Raw genomic sequence first — 24,942 nt, forward strand, 5'->3', positions numbered from 1 at the left:
AAATCCTCTTTATATTTGAAGGCTTATGAAATTGCTTACCGCGCCTTCTTTCTATAAACTTCTTAAGGATAACTTTCCTCACTCGCCCACACCAAAACAAGAAGTGGCATTGCAACAGCTTGCACATTTTGTGTTATCTGAAAAAAAGGAGGAAGTTTATTTGTTGAAAGGTTTTGCGGGAACTGGTAAAACAACCATAGTGGGGGATATAGTATCTAATTTATGGAAGACAACTATGAAGGCGGTTTTGCTGGCACCCACCGGAAGGGCCGCCAAAGTGATGAGTAATTATTCAAAAAGTCAGGCCTTCACAATACACCGGAAAATCTACTTTCCCAAAAAAGAAAGTGGGGGAGGCATAAAGTTTATACTTGCACCTAACAAGCATAGGGATACAATTTTTATTGTGGATGAAGCTTCTATGATCCCGGATGCACCATCAGATTCCAAGTTATTTGGGAATGGCTCACTTTTAGATGACTTGTTGATGTTTGTATACTCCGGCCATAATTGTAAATTGATTTTAATTGGTGATACTGCCCAGTTGCCGCCGGTTCATTTGCATATCAGTCCTGCTTTGGACAGCGAAAAACTGGCTTTTAATTATAACAAAGAAGTTACAACCCTGGAGTTGGATGAGGTAGTAAGACAGGCAGAGGATTCTGGGATATTGCTTAATGCAACCAATTTGCGGGAGCAATTACAATCTGGCTTCTTAGATGAATTTAAATTTGATGTTAACCCCTATAAAGACATAATAAGACTTATTGATGGCTACGACATTCAGGAAGCAATTGATAATTCATACCGCGAAAATGGCAAGGAAGAGACCGTGTTAATTGTTCGCTCAAATAAAAGAGCAAATTTGTATAATGAAAACATAAGAAACAGAATATTATACCTGGAAAATGAGTTAGCCCCCGGTGATTATATGATGGTGGTGAAGAACAATTATTTTTGGTTAAAACCTAATTCAGAGGCCGGTTTTATTGCAAATGGCGATATTATTGAAATACTCGAGATTTTTTCTATTAAGGAGCTATATGGCTTCAAGTTTGCCGAGGTAAAGGTGAAAATGGTAGACTATCCTAACCAAAGACCATTTGAGACTGTATTATTATTAGATACAATAAGAGCAGATACACCTTCATTGTCTTATGAAGAAGGAAATAGGTTATATCAGGAAGTGCAAAACGATTATGCTCACGAAAAATCGAAATACAAACGCTTTTTGGGAGTAAAGAATAACAAATACTTTAATGCCCTCCAAGTGAAGTTTTCATATGCCATTACCTGCCATAAATCGCAAGGCGGACAATGGAATACAGTATTTGTAGAACAACCTTATCTTCCCAAGGGAATAGATCGTGAATATTTGCGATGGCTCTATACTGCAGTCACCAGAGCGAAAGAAAAATTGTACCTGATAGGGTTTAAGAGCGATTTTTTTGTTGATCAGGAATGACTTAAATTAGTACAACAGATTTTTATAATGACATCTGAAACAATTATTAGCATATTTCTTGGTATTGGACTTGCCGCATCCGTAGGTTTTCGGGTGTTTTTGCCATTGTTTGCACTTAGCCTTGCAGCATATTTTGACGTTTGGGAATTGAACCAGCACTGGGTATGGATTGGCAGTCTTGCGGCATTAATTGTGCTTGGGGTTGCTACTTTAGTAGAATTATTAGCCTATTTTATTCCTTGGGTAGATAACTTACTTGATAGTTTAGCTATTCCTCTTGCTGCAATTGCAGGTACAGCTGTAATGGTTTCTACCGTCGCCAATTTGGATCCGGTTGTTACCTGGTCCCTGGCCATTATTGCCGGGGGAGGTACTGCAACAGCAATAAAAGGAGCTTCAGCGGCGGGAAGAGTTGTTTCTACAACAACAACAGGAGGTTTGGCAAATCCATTGGTATCTACCTTAGAATCTGGAACAGCTATAGTGGTTTCAACGGCATCGATATTTGCTCCCATATTTGCTATGGTACTGGTTATTATTATACTGATTTTTATTTTTTTCATATATCGAAAACTAAGGCCAAGAATTAAACACTAATAAAAACAAAGTCAATGACTAAGATAATTGCTATGATACCTGCCCGTTACGCCGCAACCAGATTCCCCGGAAAATTGATGCAGGATTTAGCAGGTAAACCTGTTATTGTCAGAACCAATGAGGCTGCTATAAAGACAAAATTATTTGATGAGGTTTATGTAGTGACAGACAGCCCTATCATTTTTGATGCTATCGTCAAAGACGGCGGTAATGCTATTATGAGCAATGAAGAGCATGAATGTGGCAGCGATAGAATAGCAGAAGCCGTGACTGACATGGAAGTGGATATTATTGTGAATATACAAGGCGATGAACCTTTTACAGACAAGGAGAGTTTAATTAGTATGTTAGAGGTATTTGAAAATGATTTGGACGAAGAAATTGATTTAGCATCCTTAATGACAAAAATTACCGATTCGGATGAAATTAATAACCCTAATATTGTTAAGGTTATTGTAGATAACAGGAATTTCGCACTTTATTTTTCGAGATCGACCATCCCTTACCTGAGGGCGACAGATATGGAAATTGACTATTTTAAACATAAAGGTGTTTATGCTTTCCGAAAAAGAGCACTTATGGATTTTAGAAGTTTACCTATGTTAACTCTTGAAGCTGCAGAGAAAATTGAGGCCATACGATATTTAGAGTATGGAAAGAAAATTAAAATGGTGGTAACGGAAGTAAATGGAATAGAAATTGACACTCCTGAAGATCTTGAGAAAGCTAAAGAGGTATGGAATTAGATTTTGGTAATATAAAAGTAGTTGGCTTCGATGCCGATGACACACTCTGGGTAAATGAAACCTATTTCCGGGAAGCGGAAGAAAGGTTTGCTAACCTTCTTGAAAATTATGAAACCAAAAATAAGGTGGACCAGGAACTATTTAAAATGGAAATGAACAACCTAGAGTTGTATGGTTATGGGATAAAAGGTTTTATGCTTTCCATGATAGAATCTGCAATGGAATTATCGAATAATCATATACCTCCACAGACAATAACTGAAATATTGAATCTTGGAAAGTCAATGATAGCAAGGCCTGTAGAACTTTTACAGGGCGTGGAAGAAGTATTGCAAAAACTGGCCAATAAATATCGGTTGATTGTTCTTACAAAGGGTGATCTATTAGACCAGGAGAGAAAATTAGAGAGATCCGGACTTACAAAATATTTTCATCATGTTGAAGTATTAAGTGACAAGAAAGAGGAGAATTATAAAAATTTACTGGACCATCTGGAAATTAATGTTAACGAATTTTTAATGATAGGAAATTCGCTGAAATCAGACGTAATACCTATTTTGAATATAGGCGCCAGGGCAGTACATGTACCATTTCATACAACCTGGGCTCATGAACAGGTTACTCAGGAGGAAATGACGAATAACCACCTCACATTAAATGCGATATCCGATATTCTTAAATACCTTTATTAAAATTATGAAACAAGACAAAGAAATGCCATTAAAGAATTCTGCAAAAATTACAAAAGGGCCTTACAGAAATTTTCCAATGGTACCGCGTGTTGTATTTGGATCCGGTAGCTTTGACCAATTAGGAGAAATATTAATGCCTCATAGAAGCAGTCCGAATGCCCCTGTCATCTTCCTTGTAGATGATGTTTTCACTAACTCAGCCTTAATGGAAAGAATTCCTGTTCAGTTCAATGATAAGACTATTCTTATTTCTGCTGACAAAGAACCAAAAACAGGACAGGTAGATGATTTGGTTAGTCAGATAAAAGAAGATTTTACAGAATTGCCTTCAGCGATAGTTGGCATTGGTGGGGGTACTTTACTGGATTTAGCAAAAGCGGTCGCAATCATGTTAAATAACGAAGGTTCTTCGGCGAATTACCAGGGATGGGATTTAGTACATAATCCTGCGGTCTATCATGTTGGGATACCTACAATAAGTGGTACAGGGGCCGAGGTGTCCAGAACAACGGTTTTACTTGGTCCCGAGAAGAAACTGGGGATTAATTCGGATTTTACCCCCTTCGATCAGGTTGTCCTGGATCCCGATCTACTTCAGGGAGTACCCAAGGAACAATGGTTCTATACCGGAATGGATTGCTTTATTCATTGCGTGGAATCTCTCAATGGAACCTACCTAAATGCATTTAGTCAAAGTTATGGTGAAAAAGCACTGGAGTTATGTGAAGAAGTTTTCTTAGGTGATATTTCAGATTCAGATTCGAGAGATAAGTTAATGATGGCTTCATGGCATGGAGGTATGAGCATTGCCTATTCTCAGGTAGGTGTTGCCCATGCAATGAGTTATGGTCTTTCTTACTTACTGGGAACCAGGCATGGTATTGGTAATTGTCTGGTTTTTCAGCACTTGGGAGAGTTTTATCCGGAAGGCGTTGTTAGTTTTAATGAAATGATGAAAAAGCATGACATTCAACTTCCTAAAGGAATTTGCGAAAATTTAACTGATGACCAATTTAATACTATGATAAAAGTGTCACTGGGTATGGTGCCCCTTTGGGAAAATGCTTTGGGCATAGATTGGGCTAAATACATAACTCCGGAAAAATTAAAATCCATTTACCAGAAAATATAAGCTCTAAAAACATTTAATTAGTACGGAATTAATATTTTATGATTATTTGATACTAATTGATGGAGAAGGCACTGATCTCTTTCTTCCTTAGAAACCCCTCACACTTTTTATGCAAAGACTGTCGAAGTTTATTTTTTTTAAAATATTAAAATGGAATCTTGTTGGTTCTTTTCCGGATGTGGATAAATGCGTTGTAATAGTTGTTCCCCATACCAGTTGGGTGGATTTTTTTCTGGGCTTGTTGGTTAGAAAGGTATTTAATGAGGAAGTTAATTATATTGGAAAGGAAAGTCTGTTCAGGCCTCCATTCGGTTGGTATTTCCGATGGATGGGAGGTGCTCCCATAGACCGTAGTAAAAGCCAAAACAAGGTGGCTGCTATTGTTAAAATATTTGATGAGCGCAAAAAATTTAGGTTAGCACTGGCACCAGAGGGTACCCGAAAAAAAGTAGCTGACTGGAAAACCGGGTTTTATTATATCGCCAAGACGGCCAAAGTCCCAATTGTAATGGTTGCTTTCGATTTTGGCAAAAAGCAAGTCAAGGTTTCGGAGCCTCAATTTCCGACAGATAACATGGAAATCGATCTTAAAAAATACAAAGAATTCTATAAGGGCGTGGTTGGAAAAATTCCTGAATACAGTTTTTAAATTCTTACCATTACCATATACACACTTGTAATTTCGGATGTGCCATTATTGTCAAAATCATATTCAGCAGAATTTGGGCCACCGTTCATTGTAAATGTTGTTGATGTTAGAGTAGCACCATAGGTTTCCCAATCCCCGGGAGAATCGCTATACTCTATGGAAAACCACTTGTTGTCTTCAAAAAACATTTTCCCTGTAACAACATAGGCATCGCGGTCAACAGGATTAATTGTTAGGGAAAAACTTCCACTGCTTTGTACCACCATAGATGAGGAACCACCTTCAGCAATAATACTAGCCTGCTCATACGGGCTATTCGCATCTCCCGGAGTAAATACCAATTGGGTTGCTTCCCAACTTCCTGCTAATTCACTTATTGTAAAATCCGGGCCTGTATCCGTTATTGTGCTTTCATCTGAATCATCACCCCATCAAAATTATTTGACAAACAATAAATCCAGTGCAGTTATTAGAAGTATTTTGCACTTTACTTTCTATAAAAAATGTAAAAATATAAATTGGGTAAGTGAAGGAAGTTATTAAGAGAAAAATCTGGAAGAATATACTTATTTAAGCATATGGAAATTTATTCCTGCATAGTATGATAGACATTCTGTACATCATCATCCTCTTCAATTTTTTCTAATAGCTTTTCAACATCTTCAGATTCATCAGCCGTAAGTTGCTTGGTAATTTGAGGTATTCGCTCAAAACCGGATGATAGAATTTCAATTTCCCTGTTTTCCAATTCTTTTTGAATAGCACCAAAACTTTCAAAAGGAGCGTAGATCAATATCCCATCATCATCAACAAATACTTCTTCAGTACCAAAGTCTATCATCTCTAATTCCAGTTCTTCGGGGTCTATTCCCTCTCCCGAAATACGGAAATTACAAGTATGGTCAAACATAAATTCTACAGATCCCGAAGTACCTAGACTACCATTACATTTATTAAAGTAACTTCTAATGTTAGCAACAGTCCTGGTATTATTATCAGTGGCTGTTTCAACCAATATGGCTATGCCATGGGGTGCATATCCTTCAAACAATACTTCTTTGTAATCACCAAGACTTTTATCACTCGCTCTTTTAATGGCGCGCTCAACATTGTCCTTAGGCATGTTTACTGCCTTGGCATTCTGAATGACCGCTCTCAATCTGGAATTAGAATCCGGATCAGGGCCACCTTCCTTTACGGCCATAACAATATCCTTCCCAATCCGCGTAAAAGCTTTGGACATGGCTGACCATCGCTTCATTTTACGTGCCTTCCTAAATTCGAATGCTCTTCCCATAAATTAATATGCTATTTATTGAAAGCAAATTTAACAAATTTAAATGGTGGGACAAGAGATGAATAATTAGAGATAAATATCTAGCTGTTTACAATGTTCTCAATGCTTTCGGCGAGTTTAAAATCATTGCTGGTTATACCGCCAACATCATGGGTGTTCAATCTTATATTAAGAGAGTTATAAACATTTGACCAATCCGGATGGTGATTTTGTGCCTCACATTCAAATGCAATTCGTGTCATTGTTGAGAAAGCGTCTTTAAAGTTTTTAAACTTATAGTTTCGTTCAATGGCACCATCATTATATTCCCACCCAGCCAATTCTTTTAGCCTGCCGGTTATTTCTTCTTCGCTTAGTTTTTCCATAAGTTTCTATTTTTCTTAAAGTTAGAAAAATATGATTTAGGCAATTAAAAATTGGCAGATTTCTTACTATTAACCGATAACATGATGATCAATAATTTCCTGGCAACTAATTCGCAGGTTTTTCGGAAGTTTATTGTCTTTGGGCAAGACTGCCAGATAACGCTCCTCATTTGTAGTGAACACCCTCTTAAAAATGGGATTGAAGCTTCCGATCCTTTCAAGGATATCCTTAATAAAGTCTTCATGATGAACCAGGTCATAGCTGCCCAAATGAAAAATTCCGCTCTTATTTCGATTAATTAGATAATGGATTTGCTGAGTAAGCTTGTAATCGCTAATTACATTGATAATCAGATTTGGAAAAACTTCTATAGGTTCATTATTCCAAATAAATTTCTTCATTTCTTTAACCCTGGGGGAGGAATTCCCAAATACCATGGGTACTCTTAAAATAGCCATTTTAGATTTAGGCAATCGTAAAAGCATATTCTCTATTCTTATCTTCAATCTCCCATAGACACTTTCAGATAAGGTTTTGTCATGTTCATATGAAGGGAATTTGCTATATGCATCAAACACATTGGCAGAAGATAAGAAATATAGTTTGCAGTCGTTTTTAACGAGATATTCCACGATGTGCTGATGTGCCTGAACTTGTGCGCTAAAATTGCCTCTTAAGGCCGAAATAATGATTTGTGGACGTATTTTCTCCAGAAGTTGATAGATATCATCTTCCTGCATGTCATACCTTATAAATTGTTTATTGTCTTCAAAAGCCCCTCCGGATGAACAATAGGTGGCGTATGTATCAAAATAATTACAGAGTTCCTTGTAAATAGCATTTCCAATAAATCCGCTTCCTCCCAGTATCAGTATTTTCTTTCCTCCGTCTTTCACCCTTTTGTCCTCCTCGTGTCTAATAACATTCTATGCTTTATAAAATGGTAATTTAACCACTTTTGCCTTTACTTTATTCTTGCGAATTTGAATATGAATCTCGCTACCTGGTTCAGACATTGCAGAAGACACATAACCCAGGCCAATGCCTTTATTCAAAGAAGGTGACATGGTACCCGAAGTGACAAAGCCAATTTTAATGCCATTATTATCTACAATTTCATAACCTTGTCTTGGAATGCCTCTTTCTTCCAATTCAAAGGCAATTAATTTTTGTTTTGGAGCTTGCTCCTTTTCTTTAGCCAGCGCCTCGCTATTCACAAAATCTTTGCTAAACTTTGTAATCCAACCAAGACCGGCTTCCAAAGGAGAAGTATCATCATTAATGTCATTACCATATAAACAATATCCCATTTCTAATCTAAGAGTATCCCTTGCAGCCAAACCAATTGGTTTAATACCATAATCTGCTCCTGCTTCCAGAACATTATCCCAAATTTGCTTTACTTCCTCGTTTTTACAGTAGATTTCAAATCCCCCTGAACCTGTGTATCCCGTTGCTGAAATGATAACGTGTTCTATCCCTGCGAAGTCGCCAACCACAAAATTATAGAACTTAATTGCCGACAGATCTACAGATGTTAAAGACTGCATGGATTCTACTGCTTTTGGGCCTTGGATTGCCAATAATGAGTAGTTTTCTGATATATTCCTAAGGTTGGCCCCTATGTTTTTATTGTATTGAGAAATATGATTCCAATCTTTTTGAATATTAGAGGCATTCACCACGAGGAGATAAACTTCTTCTTTTACTCTGTATACAATAAGATCATCCACAATACCACCAGATTCATTTGGAAAATAGCTGTATTGAGCCTTTCCAACCGTAAGTTTTGAAGCATCGTTGGATGTGACTTTTTGTATTAGCGCTAAAGCGTTGGGTCCCTCTATTAAGAACTCTCCCATATGAGAAACGTCAAAGATGCCCACAGCTTTTCTAACCGTTTCATGTTCGGCATTAACACCTTCATAGGATACCGGCATTAAATATCCGGCAAAAGGAACCATTTTGGCATTGAGCGCTTCATGGGTTTTAGTCAGTGCTGTATTCTTCATATTTCATCAATTTTGGCTGCGCAAATTTATAGAAAATTAATAGATAGCTAAATTGGATTTCACAATGTTTTATGACTTATGGAAATAAGATGTCCTAATTGTTTAACAAATAACTTTTAAGTTCATCGTAGGTATCTATCTTGATGGAAACTTTATTTTTTTCTAAGACATTTTGAATTTGAGAAGGAATGGGTAATTTCAATTTTAGAGTTTCTTCAACTACGTCTAAAAATTTAACTGGATGTGCTGTTTCCAGAAATACACCAAACGTATCCGATTTATCTTTCTGATATTCCTTGAGGCCTAAATAACCCACAGCGCCATGAGGATCAGCAATGTAATTACATGAATTATAAATACTAAGTATGGCTTGTTTCGTTTCTTCATCAGTAAAAGAATACGAAGACAGTTTGCTTTTTAGTTCATTGAAATTGTTTTTATACAGATTTCTTATCCGAATAAAATTACTGGGGTCACCTATGTCCATCGCATTAGATATAGTAGCTTTTGACATTTTGGGAGAATACTCCTGAGTACGCATAAAAAGTGGTACCGTATCATTGACATTTGTCGCGGCAATAAAATGCGCAACAGGTAATCCTAGTTTTTGTGCAACCATCCCGGCACAGATATTTCCAAAATTACCACTAGGGACAGAGAAAACGATAGGTTGTTTCTTGCTTTTGAGCTGTTTATAGGTAAATAAAAAATAAAACATTTGTGGTAACCACCTGGCCACATTTATTGAGTTTGCTGAAGTTAATTGCATTTCTGCCTTCAGGTCCGAATCTAAAAAGGCAGTTTTTACCATATTCTGGCAATCATCAAAATTCCCATTTACTTCAAGGGCTGTTATGTTCTGCCCCAAAGTGGTTAACTGCCGTTCCTGGATATCACTGACTTTACCACTTGGATATAAAATAACCACATTAACGCCTTTAACACCTAAAAAGCCATTAGCCACCGCGCCACCTGTATCCCCGGAAGTGGCAACCAGTACAGTCACCTCACTACTCTGATCCTCTGAGAAATATCCAAGGCAATGTGCCATAAATCTGGCTCCTACATCTTTAAACGCAAGGGTGGGTCCATGAAATAGTTCTAAAGTTGCCACATTTTTCTCCAATTCAATAATTGGAAAAGGAAAATCTAATACACTCTTTAGGATCTCTTTTAATTTATTTTCCGGAATGCTTTCACTTACAAATTGTTCTATTGCCTTAAAGGCAATATCACGATCAGTCAAATCTTCAATATTTTCAAAAAAAGATGGTGACAACGGTTTTATTTCCCTCGGAAAGTATAAACCTCTGTCGGGAGCTATTCCCTTAATGACAGCTTCTTTAAACGATACATCCGCAGCTTCTTTATTTAGGCTATAAAATTTCATTTGCCGGTTTTTTGGAAGTAAAATTCAAAATTATATTTTATGCATTCCTTTAGTATTTATTTTTGAGACATATACGTCATAATCTACACCAATATTGATATATACATTTCTCATAGCTTTTGCCACTCTTTCGGCAGTTTCCTTTCCTTTACTCAAGGCAAAAATGGAAGGCCCCGAACCCGAAATACCAGTGCCTAAGGCTCCTGCTTTAATAGTTTCGGATTTAACTTCACTGAAACCGGGTATTAACATCGAGCGGATAGGCTCTACTATATGGTCTACTAAAGACCTGCCAATTAGGTCATAATCCTCAAGGAAAAGCCCGGAAATAAGTCCACCAACATTCCCCCATTGTTTTATCCCATCTTTTAAAGAAATTGATGTTTTAAGTATTTTTCTTGAATCTGATGTCTTTACTTCAATCTGAGGATGAATAACAGTAGCGTACAGACCCGGAGGTGTGTTTATTTTAATAATATCCAGAGGTTCATAACTGCGCACCAGGGTAAATCCACCATATATTGCGGGTGCAACGTTATCCGCATGGGCTACCCCACTGGCTAACGCCTCACCTTGCATAGCAAATTTTACCAGTTCAATTGGTGAAAATGGTTTCTCCAGGAGTTCATTCATAGCCCATACAGCTCCTGCAGCACTTGCCGCGCTACTTCCAATTCCACTTCCGGCTTTTATCTTTTTATGTATTTCTATCTCAAATCCACCAGAATATTCGCTTTCTGCCAATAAGGCTAATCCTGCCACACCAGCTACGTTATCCATAGTTTCCAAAGGGAGTGCTTGCCCTGTTATTTTGGAGATATTAATACCCGGTTGATTTGTCTTATGTACTATCATTTCATCCCCTATTGCATCCAGTGCTAACCCAAGGACATCAAATCCACACGAGATATTAGCTATGGTAGCAGGACAAAAAACCTTAATACTATTCATTTGATTAAAAATTTCCTATTCTAATTATATCTGCAAAAATTCCGGATGCCGTAACATCGGCCCCGGCTCCGGCTCCTTTTATGATCAATGGTTGATTTGGGTATCTTTCAGTATAAAAAAGAACGATATTGTCGCTTCCTTCCAAATTATAAAAGTCATGACCTTCAGGGATCTGTTCTAAGCCAACACTTGCTTTACCATTTTTAAATTCCGCAACATATTTAAGCTTGCTACCAGAAGATACCGCTTTATCATATAATTTCTGAAACGATTCCTCATGGGTAGCAAGTGAAGCGTAGAATTCATCATTATTGCCTGTAGCAAGACTTTCCTCTGGCAAAAATGCGTTGTTCTTTATATCTTCAATGTCCAGGACATAACCACTTTCTCTTGCCAGGATTAAAATCTTTCGCATTACATCAACCCCACTTAGGTCTATTTTTGGGTCCGGTTCGGTATAACCTTCTTCCTGAGCCCTTTTAACAACATCATGAAAGGTAGTCTTGTCGTTGAAATTATTAAAAACAAAATTCAGGCTGCCGGAAAGTACAGCTTGTATTTTATTAATTTTATCTCCCGAAGCTATCAAATGCTTTAAAGTGTCTATTATCGGTAATCCGGCCCCTACATTAGTTTCAAATAGAAATGGTGCATTATATTCCCTTGAAAGCTCTTTCAGATCACTATATTTTTTGTAGTCCGAAGAACATGCAATTTTATTACAGGTAACTACCGAAATACTTTGCTTTAAATAATCAGGATAAGTATTAGCTATAGTTTCACTAGCTGTATTATCAACAAAAATGCTATTGCGATAGTTATACTTCAGAACAGTATTTAAAAACGCTGTTCTATCGGCTTTTTTGCCTTTTGCCAGAAGCTCATCCCAATTTTCTAATGGAATACCATCTTCATCAAAAATCATAGTCCTGGAATTAGATAATCCAATCACCCTTGGATTTAACTTTAGAATTTCTTTGAGGTATTTTTTCTGTTTTTGGATTTGTTTAATAAATCTCGAGCCTACATTTCCAACACCCATTACATAGATGTTTAATTGCTTAATATTTTCTTCGAAGAACTCCTCATGTAATGTATTTAGCGCCTTTTTAACGTCATCTTTTTTTATTACTGCAGAAATATTTCGTTCAGATGCCCCTTGTGCTATGGCCCTTATATTTACATTGTTTTTACCCAAGGTACTAAACATTTTGCCGCTTAACCCCTGATGGCTTTTCATGTTATCACCTACCAATGCAATTATGGCGAGCTCACTTTCCACCAAAACCGGTTTTATTTTATGTGTGGCTATTTCATATTCAAAGGCCTTATTTACGAGTGATTCTGCAATTGCTGCATCTACATCCGATATGCCAACACAAATTGAATGTTCCGAGGATGCCTGGGTAATAAGAACCACACTGATACCTGTCTGGGAAAGGACCTCAAAAAATCGCTTTGAAATACCCGGTATCCCAATCATTCCGGGACCTTCCAAAGAAAGAAGGGTAATATGTTCAACATTACTGATACCCCTAACAGATTTGCCCTGGGTGTTCTCATTTTTAGCAATCAATGTACCTTGATCTTCGGGTGCAAAAGTATTTTTAATAAGGATAGGTATGTTTTTGGATAAGACAGGCTGTATGGTAGGAGGATAGAGTACTTTAGCTCCAAAATGGGATAATTCCATGGCCTCTTCATAGGAGATCTGTGGAATTGATTTTGCCTGTTTTACTATTCTTGGATTGGCTGTATACATTCCGCTTACGTCCGTCCATATTTGCAATTCTTCTGCATCTATTGCACTAGCCACTACGGCCGCAGAATAATCAGAACCACCTCTGCCTAAGGTTGTGGGATTACCTTTGGCTGATGAAGAAATAAATCCCGGAATAACCGTTATTCTATTTTTAGTCTTGGAAAAAAACGAATTGCAGTTATTATTAGTATTTACAAAATCCACAGCAGCCTTTCCATAAGTGTCGTCAGTTTTGATCAGTTCCCGACTATCCTTAAATGCTGCATTCATACCCGCTGAGACAAAGAATTCGCTAATAATAAAGGACGATAAAAGCTCGCCAAAACTAACAATCTTGTCCGTTAACTGTGGGGTTTTTTCAGCAATTAGAAATGCACCCTCTGCTAAGGTGTCCAGGGTGTTTAGTTCGCTTTTTACCTTGCTTAAAATAGCACTTTGTAATTGAATTGGAATGAGTTCTTTTATGGTCTTTATATGCCTGTCTTCAATTTCTTTAAGACTTTCTTTATAGGATTCATCCTGTGTTGATGCTAAATCAACCGTCTTTAAAAGTAGGTCTGTAATTCCCCCAAGAGCCGATACTACGACCACGATCTTGTTAGCCTCCAAATTTTTGACGATACCCTGAACCTTCCTTATATTTTGTGCATTGGCTACTGAAGTACCACCAAATTTTAAAACTTTCATTATACTATATTATTAATTGCTTGATTTATACAGGTGTTGCTACTGAATATAAATGGATACGGACGTATATGTAGAATCTTACCCCTATGGGGTAGTAGTGGTGATGTTAGCAGCAAATTGGTGCTGGTTTGTATGGGATGAAGCCATTTTATTTATGTCCGATATGCTTTTCATAATGTCTATTATGAGAATTCAAAAGTATGACTTTTGAGCCCCTTATCAAATAATTCATGCTATTTTTGCGAAGTCATCAATTTTTTTGAAATATTTTTACAAAAAATTGCCTGATTTAGGGTAATTCGTTGGTATACAGTAGAATTTGTAATTAGCACTAGGAATAGGAATACCTATTTCAAGTATTGTTGTCACTAAATAATAGAAACCTAAAAATCTTACCTTTAATAGGGAAATGAAGATATTTACAGCCAAACAGATATACGCAGCCGACCAATTCACAATTGAAGATCAGGATATCACAAGTGACGCACTTATGGAAAGGGCATCCCTTCAGCTTTTTAGCTGGCTTCATCATAGGTTACAGGGTGCTCAGGTTAAAATTAAATTGTTCTGTGGGATTGGAAATAACGGGGGCGATGGATTAGCTCTGGCACGGCATTTAGGTGAACATGGTTACAATTTTGAAGTATTTGTAGTAAACTATAGCGAGAAGAGGTCTCATGATTTTTTGACTAATTTAGAACGGTTAAAGGACCGTAAGATTTGGCCAAACTTTATTAACCAGGATTCTGAACTCCCTTCATTAGATTCTGAAGATATTATTATTGATGCTATTTTCGGGATTGGGCTAAACAGATCACCGGATCAGTGGGTTGAGGGGCTTGTGCAGCATCTTAATAATTCAAATGCTTTTGTCGTTTCAGTTGATGTCCCGTCGGGCTTGTTTCTAGATCAGGCTGTAAAAAATTCAGAAGCGGTGGTGAAAGCGAATTATGTTCTGAGTTTTCAGTTTCCAAAACTTATATTTTTCTTACCGGATACCGGAAAATTCTCCAACCAATGGGAAATTTTGAATATTGGATTGTCTCAAAAATATACTGAGCAAACCGAGGCCACCTTTGAACTTATTGGTAAAAATGAAGTTTTGAAATATTACATTCCAAGGGAAAAATTTTCACATAAAGGTACATATGGGCATGCATTGATTCTTGGCGGCAGCTATGGAAAAATTGGTGCTGTTTCCCTTGCTTCCAGGGCCTGTATTACCTCTGGGAGTGGATTGGTTTCGGCCTATATACCCCAATGCGGATATATACCATTACAAAGTTCATTACCTGAAATTATGGTTATTACAGACCAGGGAGAAAAAGAAATCACTAATATTTCTTTGAACATAGAGCCCAACGTAATAGGTGTGGGAATTGGACTGGGAACTTCCAAAAGTACGCAGCAAGCGTTCACAGAGTTTTTAGGAAAAACTGAATATCCAATGGTCATTGATGCTGATGGTATTAATATAATTTCCGGGAACAAAGCGCTATTGAAAAAACTTCCTCCAAAAACGATACTTACTCCCCATCCGGGAGAATTGAAGCGTTTGTTAGGTAATTGGGAGAATGATTTTGATAAACTTCACAAAGCCAGGGAATTCTCTAAAAAATACGACTGCATCCTGGTACTCAAAGATGCTCATACGATAGTGATCTATAACGAAAAAGGATATATAAATACTACGGGAAATCCAGGGATGGCCACTGCAGGAAGCGGGGATGTACTGACAGGTGTAATAACATCATTAATTGCTCAGAAGTATGAACCTTTAATAGCAGCTATTTTTGGAGTATACCTTCACGGGAGGGCAGGAGATATAGCAATTGAAAACTTAGGATACCAGGCGCTAACGGCAACAGCAATAATCAATGCTATTGGTCGTGCTTATATTGATCTGTTTAATATACCACCAACAGATGTTGAAAAAGAATCCAATGAGAACTAGTTCTACTTCTTTCTAACTCTTCTTTGCACCCACGCAAGTGCATTGTTATAATCAATGTAAAATTTCATTGGCTTTTTGTAGAAGAGTTTTTCAATTTTAAAGTTATGCATATCTACCTCCTTAACGGAAACAATAGCAAATGCTTTAAGATTTTTTAACTCCCTTAAATAGCTGTAAATAGTGGGATCAACGGCATAAGAATTTTTTCTGAGACTAATAATGCCAAAGTTTATATCTCTGAAATGTATCTCTGAAATTCCTATAATTTGATAAGCCCTTTCCAGGGTAAGTGTTGCCCCTTCGTCAAAGATAACAACCATATGATTTTTGAATACCTGAACGGTGCCAATATCTAAGTTATATTCTTTAACTATAATTTTTTTCTTAGCCGGTCCGACTTTCATTTCATATAGTTTAGTGTGTCTAAAACGAAAGTATGTGCTTGGGTAAGTTTTCCGAAAAATATTAGATCAAAAGCGTATATATCGTTTATATGGTTTATACCAAGTTGAAACTGTATTCTTATTCTTACTTGTTGTAATACAGGGATATAAAAAAAGGAACCAAATAACTTGATTCCTTTATAACTAAATTCTTACATTTTGCTATGCTTTGGAGCCCTTCTTGGATTTTTTTATCTTAATAGACAGCTCATCTTTCTTTTCATCCAAGTCCATATAAATACTATCCCCCTCTTCGAGTTTTGAATTTACAATTTCTTCCGCCAGGGCATCTTCAATATACTTCTGGATTGCTCTTTTTAAAGGTCGGGCACCATATTGCTTGTCAAAACCTTTATCGGCAATGTAATCTTTTGCCTTATCAGTTAAATTCAGATCGTATCCAATATCCTTTATTCTTTCAAAAAGCTTATCTAATTCAATATCAATAATCTTGTGAATATGTTTGCGCTCCAATGGATTAAATACAACAACATCATCTATCCTGTTCAGAAACTCTGGTGCAAAAGCTTTTTTAAGCGCATTTTCAATCACACTCTTATGATGATTATGCTCCTGCGATTTTTTTGCAGCTGTACCGAAACCAACCCCTTGTCCAAAATCCTTAAGTTGGCGGGCACCAATATTCGATGTCATTATAATGATCGTATTTCTAAAATCAATTTTACGACCTAAACTATCTGTTAAGAAACCATCATCCAATACCTGAAGTAACATGTTAAAAACATCAGGATGTGCTTTTTCAACTTCATCCAAAAGAATTACAGAATAAGGTTTGCGCCTAACTTTTTCAGTTAATTGTCCGCCTTCCTCGTAACCGACATAGCCGGGAGGGGCACCTACCAATCTGGAGATGGCAAATTTTTCCATATACTCGCTCATATCAATGCGAATCAATGCATCTTCAGAATCAAAAAGTTCTTGAGCTAACACTTTGGCTAACTGGGTTTTACCAACCCCTGTCTGTCCAAGGAAAATGAATGAACCTATAGGCTTATTCGGATCTTTCAGACCAGCCCTGTTTCGTTGAATGGCTTTGGCGACTTTGGCAACAGCTTCATCTTGTCCAACTACATTCCCTTTTATAAGATTTGGCAGTTCAGCAAGTTTATTGCTTTCAGTCTGTGCTATTTTATTTACGGGGATTCCACTCATCATAGATACTACATCGGCGACATTTTCCTCGCTAACGGTTTCACGGTGAAGTTTACTGTCTTCTTCCCACTTTTCCTGTGCAATAGACAGTTCCTTTTCAAGTCTTTTTTCATCATCCCTGAGCTTAGCGGCTTCCTCATAGCGCTGCTTCTTAACCACACTATTCTTTAATTCACGCACATCTTCCAACTGATTTTCCAATTCAAGAATTTGTTTTGGAACATCCATGTTTATAATATGTACCCGAGAACCAGATTCGTCCAAAGCATCTATGGCCTTATCTGGTAAAAACCTGTCGGTCATATATCTGTTAGTCAGCTTAACACAGGCGATTATGGCTTCATCCGTATAATTTACATTATGATGATCTTCGTATTTCCCTTTAATATTCATTAATATTTCAATGGTTTCCTCCACTGTAGTCGGCTCTACCATTACTTTTTGGAATCGTCTTTCAAGTGCACCGTCTTTTTCGATATACTGTCTGTATTCATCAAGTGTAGTTGCTCCAATACATTGAATTTCTCCCCTTGCCAAAGCCGGTTTAAACATATTTGAAGCATCTAAACTACCTGTTGCGCCTCCTGCTCCTACAATGGTATGGATCTCATCTATAAACAGAATTACTTCATCATTCTTTTCCAGCTCGTTCATTACGGCTTTCATCCGCTCTTCAAACTGTCCACGATATTTTGTACCGGCAACCAGTGAAGCAAGATCTAACGTAACTACCCTCTTGTTATAAAGGATACGTGATACCTTCTTGTTAATAATTCTCAGCGCTAAACCTTCGGCAATTGCACTTTTACCAACACCAGGTTCTCCTATAAGAAGTGGATTATTTTTCTTTCTTCTGCTAAGTATCTGAGAAACACGTTCAATTTCTTTCTCCCGTCCAACAACAGGATCTAATTTGTTATCTTCTGCAAGTCGGGTTAAATCTCTTCCAAAATTATCCAAAACAGGAGTTTTGGATTTTTTGCTTCCTTTTTGACTGGAAGCTCCTCCAAAAGATCCTTCCTTGCCTTCTACAGGCTCATCGGAATCACTGGGAAATGATTCTGCTGCAGGAGAATCAATATAATCGTCCTCACTGGTGATCATGGATTTAAACTGATCTTTCACTCCATCATAATCCACTTTAAGCTTGTGGAGTAATTTTGTGGTTGGATCGTTTTCGTTTCTTAGGATACACAATAGTAGATGTGCAGTATTTATTGAAGAACTTTGAAATAATTTTGCTTCCAGGAATGTGGTTTTTAATGCACGTTCTGCCTGTCTTGTCAGATGAAGATTTTTTTTGTCTTTTTGAATACCTCCGGTATTTGGATTGGCCGGACTCAAAATTTCCACTTTGCGCCTTAAGTGATCCAGATCCACATCGAGTGCATCCAGAATACTAATTGCTTTTCCATTTCCATCGCGCAGCAATCCCAGCATTAAATGCTCGGTACCAATAAAATCATGGCCAAGTCTTAATGCTTCTTCCTTGCTGTAAGCAATTACATCTTTTACTCTAGGTGAAAAATTATCATCCATAAAATTTTCTTATTCAGTAATAAAATTAGTAAATCTATTCTTAAGAACGACAAATACCGTACCTATATTCGACAAACTTGGACTAAATGACGAAAAAAACACGGATTTACAAAAAAATTAACATCCTAATTATTAACGAAATGGCTATCGGGATGTGTTAATAAATTCTTTAATAAACTGCTTTGAACTTGCTTTGTAAGCTATGATTTTGCGTATATTGGCATGATATTTTAATCACAATAAAGCAATAAGATTTTTATATGGCTGAAGGAGAAAAATTGATCCCTATCAACATTGAAGATGAAATGAAATCAGCTTACATTGACTATTCAATGTCGGTCATTGTGTCACGTGCCCTTCCCGATGTCAGGGATGGTCTAAAGCCGGTTCACAGGAGAGTTTTATACGGTATGCACGACTTAGGCGTTCGTTCTTCAAGTTCCCACAAAAAATCTGCAAGGATCGTCGGGGAAGTATTAGGTAAATATCACCCGCATGGTGACACCTCTGTTTATGATAGTATGGTGAGGATGGCTCAGGAATGGAGTCTTAGATACATGTTAATTGACGGACAGGGTAATTTTGGATCAGTAGATGGCGATAGTCCTGCGGCAATGAGATATACGGAAGCCCGTATGCGAAAGATTGCGGATGAGATGTTGGCAGATATTGATAAAGACACCGTGGATCACCAACTTAATTTTGATGATTCCCTTAAAGAACCAACAGTTCTTCCTACCAGAATACCAAATTTATTGATAAATGGAGCCTCAGGTATTGCAGTGGGAATGGCAACTAATATGCCTCCACACAACCTTTCAGAGGTGGTAGACGGAACTATCGCATATATTGATAATAATGATATAGAGATTGATGAGTTAATAACACACATTAAAGCTCCCGACTTTCCTACAGGGGGGATCATATATGGTTATGACGGTGTAAGAGAAGCTTTTCATACCGGACGTGGCAGGGTTGTTATGAGAGCCAAGGCCACGTTTGAAGAAGTTCAGGGCAGGGAATGTATAATTGTCACGGAGATTCCGTATCAAGTCAATAAGGCAGACATGATTAAAAAAACTGCCGATTTGGTCAATGATAAAAAGATAGATGGAATAGCATCAATCAGGGATGAGTCTGATAGAAAGGGAATGCGCATTGTATATATCCTTAAAAGGGATGCCATTCCTAATATTGTTCTTAATACATTATACAAATATTCTGCGCTGCAGTCGTCCTTCAGTGTAAATAATATAGCTCTGGTAAATGGAAGACCCAAATTGCTTAATGTAAAAGAGATCATTCATTATTTTGTTGAGCACCGTCATGAGGTGGTGGTGAGACGTACCACTTTTGATTTGAAAAAAGCGGAAGACAGGGCTCATATATTGGAAGGATTAATTATTGCCTCTGATAATATTGATGAAGTTATCGCTATCATTAGAGCGTCTTCAAATGCAGATGATGCCAGAGAAAACCTTATTAAAAGATTTAAATTATCTGAAGTTCAGGCCAAGGCTATAGTAGAAATGCGTCTGCGACAGCTTACAGGTCTTGAACAAGATAAATTGCGCTCTGAATACGATGAGGTTATTAAGACAATTGCCGACTTAAAGGACATTCTTGCTAATAAAGATCGTAGAATGCAGATCATAAAGGATGAACTTCTCGATGTTAAAGAACGCTATGGGGACGCAAGAAGATCAGAAATAAATTTTGCCGGGGGCGACCTGAGTATAGAGGATATGATACCTGACGAACAGGTAGTAATCACAATTTCGCATGCAGGTTACATAAAAAGGACTCCGCTAAGTGAATATAAAACACAGAACAGAGGTGGAGTAGGGCAAAAAGCCTCCTCAACGAGGACTGAGGATTTCCTTGAGCATCTTTTTGTTGGTACAAACCATCAATATATGCTGTTCTTTACCCAAAAGGGAAAGTGTTTCTGGATGCGGGTCTATGAAATTCCGGAAGGTAGCCGAACATCGAAGGGCAGAGCCATACAAAACCTGGTGAATATTGAACAGGATGATAAGGTAAAAGCATTTATTTGTACCAGAGATTTAAAGGATGAGGAATACGTGAATGGCCATTATGTAATTATGGCTACGAAAAAAGGTACAGTTAAAAAAACCTCATTAGAACAGTATTCCAGGCCACGCCAAAATGGAATTATTGCAATTAGCATAAGAGAAGATGATGAACTTTTAGAAGCCAAACTAACCACCGGTACAAGTCAGATTTTGCTAGGGCTTAAATCCGGTAAGGCTATCAGGTTTGAAGAAAGTAAGACCAGACCTATGGGACGTAATGCTTCTGGTGTCCGTGGCATAAGATTGGCGAATGAAAGTGACGAGGTAATAGGCATGGTATCTGTAAATAATTTTGATGACGAAATATTAGTGGTCTCGAAGAATGGCTATGGTAAAAGATCCAGTATTGATGATTACAGGATTACCAATAGAGGAGGTAAAGGTGTGAAGACCATCTCAATTACCGATAAAACGGGGGGTCTGGTGGCCATTAAAAATGTTTCTGATTCTGATGACTTAATGATCATTAATAAATCTGGTATAGCCATAAGGATGAGTGTTGATGACCTGCGTATTATGGGTAGGGCCACTCAAGGTGTTAAGTTGATCAACCTGAAAGAAACTGACTCTATAGCAGCAGTCGCCAAAGTAATGAAGGATGAGGATAATCTGGAGGAAGTTGATATAATGGATATAGAAGTCGAGACTGAAGATGGCACGGCTATTGATAAAGATAACACGGAAACCGAAAAAGATTAATAAATAAACACTAATATAATTTACGTTAAAATGAAAACTAAACTTTTAATTATAACCGTTATGTGCTGTGCACTAAGCGGATTTTCGCAGAAAGCGGAACTCAAAGCCGCTGAAAAAGCTTTAAAATCTGGTGATGCAGCCTCAGCAAAAACATCATTAGATGGAATTCAGGGAATGATTAGTGGAGCGGATGAAAAAGTCCAGGCAGACTATTTCTTTCTTAGAGGTAAAACCTATGCAGATCTTGCCAAGAAGGGAGATAACGATGCTTTTGACGAAGCAATCAGTTCTTTTAATAAAGTCCTGAGCATTGAAGGTCCCAAAGGAAAGCATGCTGACGAAACAAATCAGCGTCTGGCTGCTATAACAGCCGATTTGGTTAATTCTGCTGTAGAAGATAATGGAAATAAGGAATACGAGAAGGCGGCAGATAAGCTGTATTTAAGTTATACACTTAGTCCAAAAGATACTATTTATTTATATTATGCCGCAAGTAGTGCCGTTAACGGAGGGCTTTATGAAAAGGCTTTAAGTTATTACGAGGAATTAAAAAATATTAATTATGACGGCAGCGGTGTAGTTTATAAGGCTACTAATGTAGCAACTGGCCAGGAGGAGATAATGGAAAAAACTCAAAGAGATTTGATGGTAAAGTCTGGTTCTTATAAAGACCCTAAGGATGAAAAATCTCCTTCAAAGCAAGCCGAAATAGTTAAAAATATGGCTTTGATTTATTCACAATTGGGTCAGGACGATAAAGCACTTGCTGCCTTTGCTGACGCCAGAGCAAACAATCCTGACGATGTAAATTTGGTCCTGAATGAAGCTAATTTGCATTATAAATTGGGCGATAAAGATAAGTTCAAATCACTGATGGCGGAAGCGGCTGCAATGGCACCGGATAATGCGGATTTGCAATATAATATAGGTGTAATTAACATGGAACAAGGCAATATTGAGGAAGCTCGTAAGGCATACAGAAAAGCCTTGGAGGTAGATCCTGGATATGTGAATGCGCAATTGAATCTTTCAACAACGTATGTAGATGAGGGCAATGGACTGATTGATGAAATGAATAGTTTAGGTAATTCTAAAGCGGATATAGCACGTTATGAAGAATTAAAGAAGCAGAAAGATGATCTTTTTAGGGAAGCTGCCGGTATTTTGGAAGAGGCTTATAAATTGAAACCAGACAATCAGAGTGTGCTTACACAACTTAAGAATATTTACGGTGCTTTGGGAGACACTGAAAATTTCATGAGAATTAAGAAATTACTTGGAGAATAATTTAGTTTATATTTCCAATAAAAAAACCCTGGCAAACTAGTTGTCAGGGTTTTTTATATGATCTTTTTTATTACCCTTAACTTATGGGTATATTTTCTTTGTTCTGTATTGAAGATACCAGTGTGGTCCAATCTGTCAATTCTTACTTTACCGAACACATGGATGATAAAATTATCCTGCATTATAAGACCTACATGATTTATCTGTCCCTCATTGTCGTCAAAAAACGCAAGGTCACCCGGTTCGCTTTCTTCAATAAAACTCAAGGCTTCACCCTGAGTAGCTTGTTCTTCTGCGCGCCTTAATAAGGGATAACCATTTATTTTGTAAGACATTTGTGTGAAGCCGGAAGCATCTATTCCAAAAGGTGTTTTTCCTCCCCATAAATAGGGTGCATTCAAATAGTAAAGCGCAGTAACAATCAAATTGGATTTTCCCTTTTTGCCATTTATTGAGGCCCCGTCAAATTGATGTGTTAGTAATTTTACACTTTTAACAGAGGAACCAAGCACTATTGGAATCATTACCTTCTTCTCATCATTAACAAAAGATACCAGATCTGATGAGAATTTATATTCCCCTGAATTCTTTAGGGATTGGTAATCTGATTTTTCAATTGGAACAAATTGATTGTTGCGTATCCACCCTTCAGAACCATCATAGGCATCGCGAATTTTACTCCAAAACTTTCTTTTTTCCAGGATTTTAAAATGATCACCATAAAGTAGTTGAGTCACCATCTCGCTGGAATCTTCTGCAAGAATTCTAATTGGTACAATATTAAGGTGACAAATACCGTGATACATAGGCTACCGTTGCCGCGAAAATTAATTTCTTTCCAAAATAATTGCTGAAGCACCACCTCCACCATTGCAGATAGCCGCAGCTCCTATTTTGCCATCATTTTGTTTTAAAACACTTAATAATGTAATCACTATCCGTGCCCCGGAGCATCCTAAGGGATGTCCAAGGGAGACCGCACCACCATTCACATTTACATTACTATCATTGAGTTTTAATAGTTTCATATTGGCCAGACCAACAACTGCAAACGCCTCATTAAATTCAAAATAATCGACGTCATCTAAGGAAATTCCCGCTTTGGCAATAGCTTTCGGAAGTGCTTTGGCTGGTGCAGTTGTGAACCACTTTGGTTCCTGGGCTGCATCTGCATAACTTTTAATAGTCGCTATTGGCTTTAAACCCATTTCTTTGGCCTTTTCGGCACTCATTAAGACCAGGGCGGCTGCACCATCATTAATAGTTGATGCATTAGCAGCGGTAACCGTACCGTCTTTTGTGAATGCTGGTCGTAGCGCAGGTATCTTATCTAATTTAACATTTTTAAATTCTTCATCCTCGCCAACAATGATTGGTTCACCCCGTCGTTGAGGTACTTCAACCGGAACAACTTCATCGGTAAATTTTCCCGATTTCCAGGCCTCGGCAGATCGTTTATAGGATTGGATGGCAAAGTTATCCTGATCCTCCCTGCTGAAATCGTGTTCAACTGCACAGGCATCTGCGCATACTCCCATGGCATTCTGGTCATAAACGTCAACCAAACCATCTTTTTGCATGCCATCTAGCAGCGTTGAAGGCCCAAATTTCTGACCTGTTCTCATATGAACATAATGTGGTATCAGGCTCATATTCTCCATCCCTCCGGCAATAACCACAGAGGTATCACCCAACGCAATAGACTGTGCCGCCTGCATTACGGCTTTCATTCCCGATGCACAGACTTTATTTATTGTAGTACAAGGAACAGTATCGGGGATCCCGGCAAATATAGCGGCCTGTCTTGCAGGAGCCTGTCCGGTTCCCGCCTGTACAACATTGCCCATGAGTACTTCATCTACCTCATTTGGGCTCAGACTTATTTTATCCAGGGCACCTTTTATTGCAATAGCTCCTAACTTTGGAGCCGGAATAGTGGATAAAGAACCCATAAAACTGCCAATAGGTGTTCTGGCTACAGATACAATAACAACCTCTTTCATAT

22 protein-coding genes are annotated in these 24,942 nt (G+C 37.7%); 10 read left to right on the top strand and 12 right to left on the bottom strand.

The annotated features are described in order from the left end of the window. The first annotated feature begins 25 nt into the window (after positions 1 to 25). The 6 genes from ABJH90_RS16600 to ABJH90_RS16625 all read left to right on the top strand — a co-directional run bounded on the left by ABJH90_RS16600 (position 26) and on the right by ABJH90_RS16625 (position 5,281). On the top strand, positions 26 to 1,465 hold the full coding sequence (locus ABJH90_RS16600) for an ATP-binding domain-containing protein (protein ID WP_348140090.1): 1,440 nt from the start codon (positions 26 to 28) through the stop codon (positions 1,463 to 1,465). A 27-nt stretch (positions 1,466 to 1,492) separates the two neighbouring features. Then, a complete protein-coding gene (locus ABJH90_RS16605; protein ID WP_348140092.1) occupies positions 1,493 to 2,062 on the top strand; it encodes a DUF4126 domain-containing protein in 570 nt (189 codons plus the stop codon). A gap of 32 nt (positions 2,063 to 2,094) precedes the next feature. Continuing rightward, a complete protein-coding gene (gene kdsB / locus ABJH90_RS16610) occupies positions 2,095 to 2,808 on the top strand; it encodes a 3-deoxy-manno-octulosonate cytidylyltransferase (protein ID WP_348140391.1) in 714 nt (237 codons plus the stop codon). Beyond that, a complete protein-coding gene (locus tag ABJH90_RS16615) occupies positions 2,799 to 3,500 on the top strand; it encodes an HAD family hydrolase (RefSeq protein ID WP_348140094.1) in 702 nt (233 codons plus the stop codon). Before kdsB ends, ABJH90_RS16615 begins: the two co-directional genes overlap by 10 nt. Before the next feature lie 4 nt (positions 3,501 to 3,504). Continuing rightward, complete coding sequence (locus ABJH90_RS16620; RefSeq protein WP_348140096.1) at positions 3,505 to 4,632, top strand: iron-containing alcohol dehydrogenase family protein; 1,128 nt, start codon at positions 3,505 to 3,507, stop codon at positions 4,630 to 4,632. Between the two features lie 109 nt (positions 4,633 to 4,741). After that, positions 4,742 to 5,281 carry a 1-acyl-sn-glycerol-3-phosphate acyltransferase gene (locus tag ABJH90_RS16625; RefSeq protein WP_348140098.1) on the top strand — a complete coding sequence of 180 codons (540 nt, stop codon included), beginning with the start codon at positions 4,742 to 4,744 and terminating at the stop codon, positions 5,279 to 5,281. On the opposite strand, the gene ABJH90_RS16630 is transcribed toward ABJH90_RS16625, so the two are convergent. The 8 genes from ABJH90_RS16630 to thrA all read right to left on the bottom strand — a co-directional run bounded on the left by ABJH90_RS16630 (position 5,278) and on the right by thrA (position 13,746). Continuing rightward, entirely contained in the window at positions 5,278 to 5,622 is a 345-nt protein-coding gene (locus tag ABJH90_RS16630; protein ID WP_348140100.1) for a hypothetical protein, read from the bottom strand. The genes ABJH90_RS16625 and ABJH90_RS16630 overlap by 4 nt on opposite strands. Positions 5,623 to 5,867: 245 nt before the next feature. Further along, positions 5,868 to 6,578, bottom strand: a complete 711-nt coding sequence (locus ABJH90_RS16635) for a YebC/PmpR family DNA-binding transcriptional regulator (protein ID WP_348140102.1) — start codon at positions 6,576 to 6,578, stop codon at positions 5,868 to 5,870. Between the two features lie 80 nt (positions 6,579 to 6,658). Further along, positions 6,659 to 6,943, bottom strand: a complete 285-nt coding sequence (locus ABJH90_RS16640; RefSeq protein ID WP_348140104.1) for a 4a-hydroxytetrahydrobiopterin dehydratase — start codon at positions 6,941 to 6,943, stop codon at positions 6,659 to 6,661. A gap of 69 nt (positions 6,944 to 7,012) precedes the next feature. Further along, on the bottom strand, positions 7,013 to 7,840 hold the full coding sequence (locus ABJH90_RS16645) for a sugar nucleotide-binding protein (protein WP_348140106.1): 828 nt from the start codon (positions 7,838 to 7,840) through the stop codon (positions 7,013 to 7,015). 30 nt (positions 7,841 to 7,870) lie between these two features. Next, positions 7,871 to 8,956 (bottom strand): glycine cleavage system aminomethyltransferase GcvT, encoded by a 1,086-nt coding sequence (gene gcvT, locus ABJH90_RS16650; protein WP_348140108.1) that lies wholly within the window; start codon positions 8,954 to 8,956, stop codon positions 7,871 to 7,873. A gap of 94 nt (positions 8,957 to 9,050) precedes the next feature. Beyond that, on the bottom strand, positions 9,051 to 10,346 hold the full coding sequence (gene thrC, locus ABJH90_RS16655; RefSeq protein WP_348140110.1) for a threonine synthase: 1,296 nt from the start codon (positions 10,344 to 10,346) through the stop codon (positions 9,051 to 9,053). A 30-nt stretch (positions 10,347 to 10,376) separates the two neighbouring features. Further along, positions 10,377 to 11,297, bottom strand: coding sequence for a homoserine kinase (locus ABJH90_RS16660; protein ID WP_348140112.1), 921 nt, complete (start codon positions 11,295 to 11,297; stop codon positions 10,377 to 10,379). Between the two features lie 4 nt (positions 11,298 to 11,301). Next, positions 11,302 to 13,746, bottom strand: coding sequence for a bifunctional aspartate kinase/homoserine dehydrogenase I (thrA, locus tag ABJH90_RS16665; RefSeq protein ID WP_348140114.1), 2,445 nt, complete (start codon positions 13,744 to 13,746; stop codon positions 11,302 to 11,304). 52 nt (positions 13,747 to 13,798) lie between these two features. On the opposite strand from thrA, the gene ABJH90_RS16670 reads away from it, so the two are divergent. Further along, complete coding sequence (locus ABJH90_RS16670; protein ID WP_348140115.1) at positions 13,799 to 13,957, top strand: hypothetical protein; 159 nt, start codon at positions 13,799 to 13,801, stop codon at positions 13,955 to 13,957. Positions 13,958 to 14,155: 198 nt separating this feature from the next. After that, positions 14,156 to 15,700 carry an NAD(P)H-hydrate dehydratase gene (locus ABJH90_RS16675; RefSeq protein ID WP_348140117.1) on the top strand — a complete coding sequence of 515 codons (1,545 nt, stop codon included), beginning with the start codon at positions 14,156 to 14,158 and terminating at the stop codon, positions 15,698 to 15,700. Positions 15,701 to 15,702: 2 nt separating this feature from the next. Here ABJH90_RS16675 and ABJH90_RS16680 read toward each other — a convergent pair whose 3' ends face one another. Both ABJH90_RS16680 and ABJH90_RS16685 read right to left on the bottom strand, forming a co-directional pair. Further along, a complete protein-coding gene (locus ABJH90_RS16680; protein ID WP_348140119.1) occupies positions 15,703 to 16,104 on the bottom strand; it encodes an STAS/SEC14 domain-containing protein in 402 nt (133 codons plus the stop codon). Positions 16,105 to 16,305: 201 nt separating this feature from the next. After that, the gene (locus tag ABJH90_RS16685; RefSeq protein ID WP_348140121.1) at positions 16,306 to 18,855 is read right to left on the bottom strand and encodes an ATP-dependent Clp protease ATP-binding subunit; all 2,550 of its coding nucleotides are present in this window, start codon (positions 18,853 to 18,855) and stop codon (positions 16,306 to 16,308) included. A 260-nt stretch (positions 18,856 to 19,115) separates the two neighbouring features. On the opposite strand from ABJH90_RS16685, the gene gyrA reads away from it, so the two are divergent. Both gyrA and ABJH90_RS16695 read left to right on the top strand, forming a co-directional pair. Further along, the gene (gene gyrA / locus ABJH90_RS16690) at positions 19,116 to 21,650 is read left to right on the top strand and encodes a DNA gyrase subunit A (protein ID WP_348140123.1); all 2,535 of its coding nucleotides are present in this window, start codon (positions 19,116 to 19,118) and stop codon (positions 21,648 to 21,650) included. A gap of 30 nt (positions 21,651 to 21,680) precedes the next feature. After that, positions 21,681 to 22,937 (top strand): tetratricopeptide repeat protein, encoded by a 1,257-nt coding sequence (locus tag ABJH90_RS16695; protein ID WP_348140125.1) that lies wholly within the window; start codon positions 21,681 to 21,683, stop codon positions 22,935 to 22,937. A gap of 53 nt (positions 22,938 to 22,990) precedes the next feature. Here the strand turns inward: ABJH90_RS16695 and ABJH90_RS16700 are convergent, their stop codons facing one another. Together ABJH90_RS16700 and ABJH90_RS16705 are read right to left on the bottom strand one after the other, a co-directional pair. Next, the gene (locus ABJH90_RS16700; protein WP_348140127.1) at positions 22,991 to 23,743 is read right to left on the bottom strand and encodes a C40 family peptidase; all 753 of its coding nucleotides are present in this window, start codon (positions 23,741 to 23,743) and stop codon (positions 22,991 to 22,993) included. Positions 23,744 to 23,764: 21 nt separating this feature from the next. Beyond that, positions 23,765 to 24,940 (bottom strand): acetyl-CoA C-acyltransferase, encoded by a 1,176-nt coding sequence (locus tag ABJH90_RS16705; RefSeq protein ID WP_348140129.1) that lies wholly within the window; start codon positions 24,938 to 24,940, stop codon positions 23,765 to 23,767. Positions 24,941 to 24,942 lie beyond the last annotated feature (2 nt).

The organism is Eudoraea sp. (assembly GCF_039969275.1).
Taxonomy (GTDB): domain Bacteria; phylum Bacteroidota; class Bacteroidia; order Flavobacteriales; family Flavobacteriaceae; genus Eudoraea.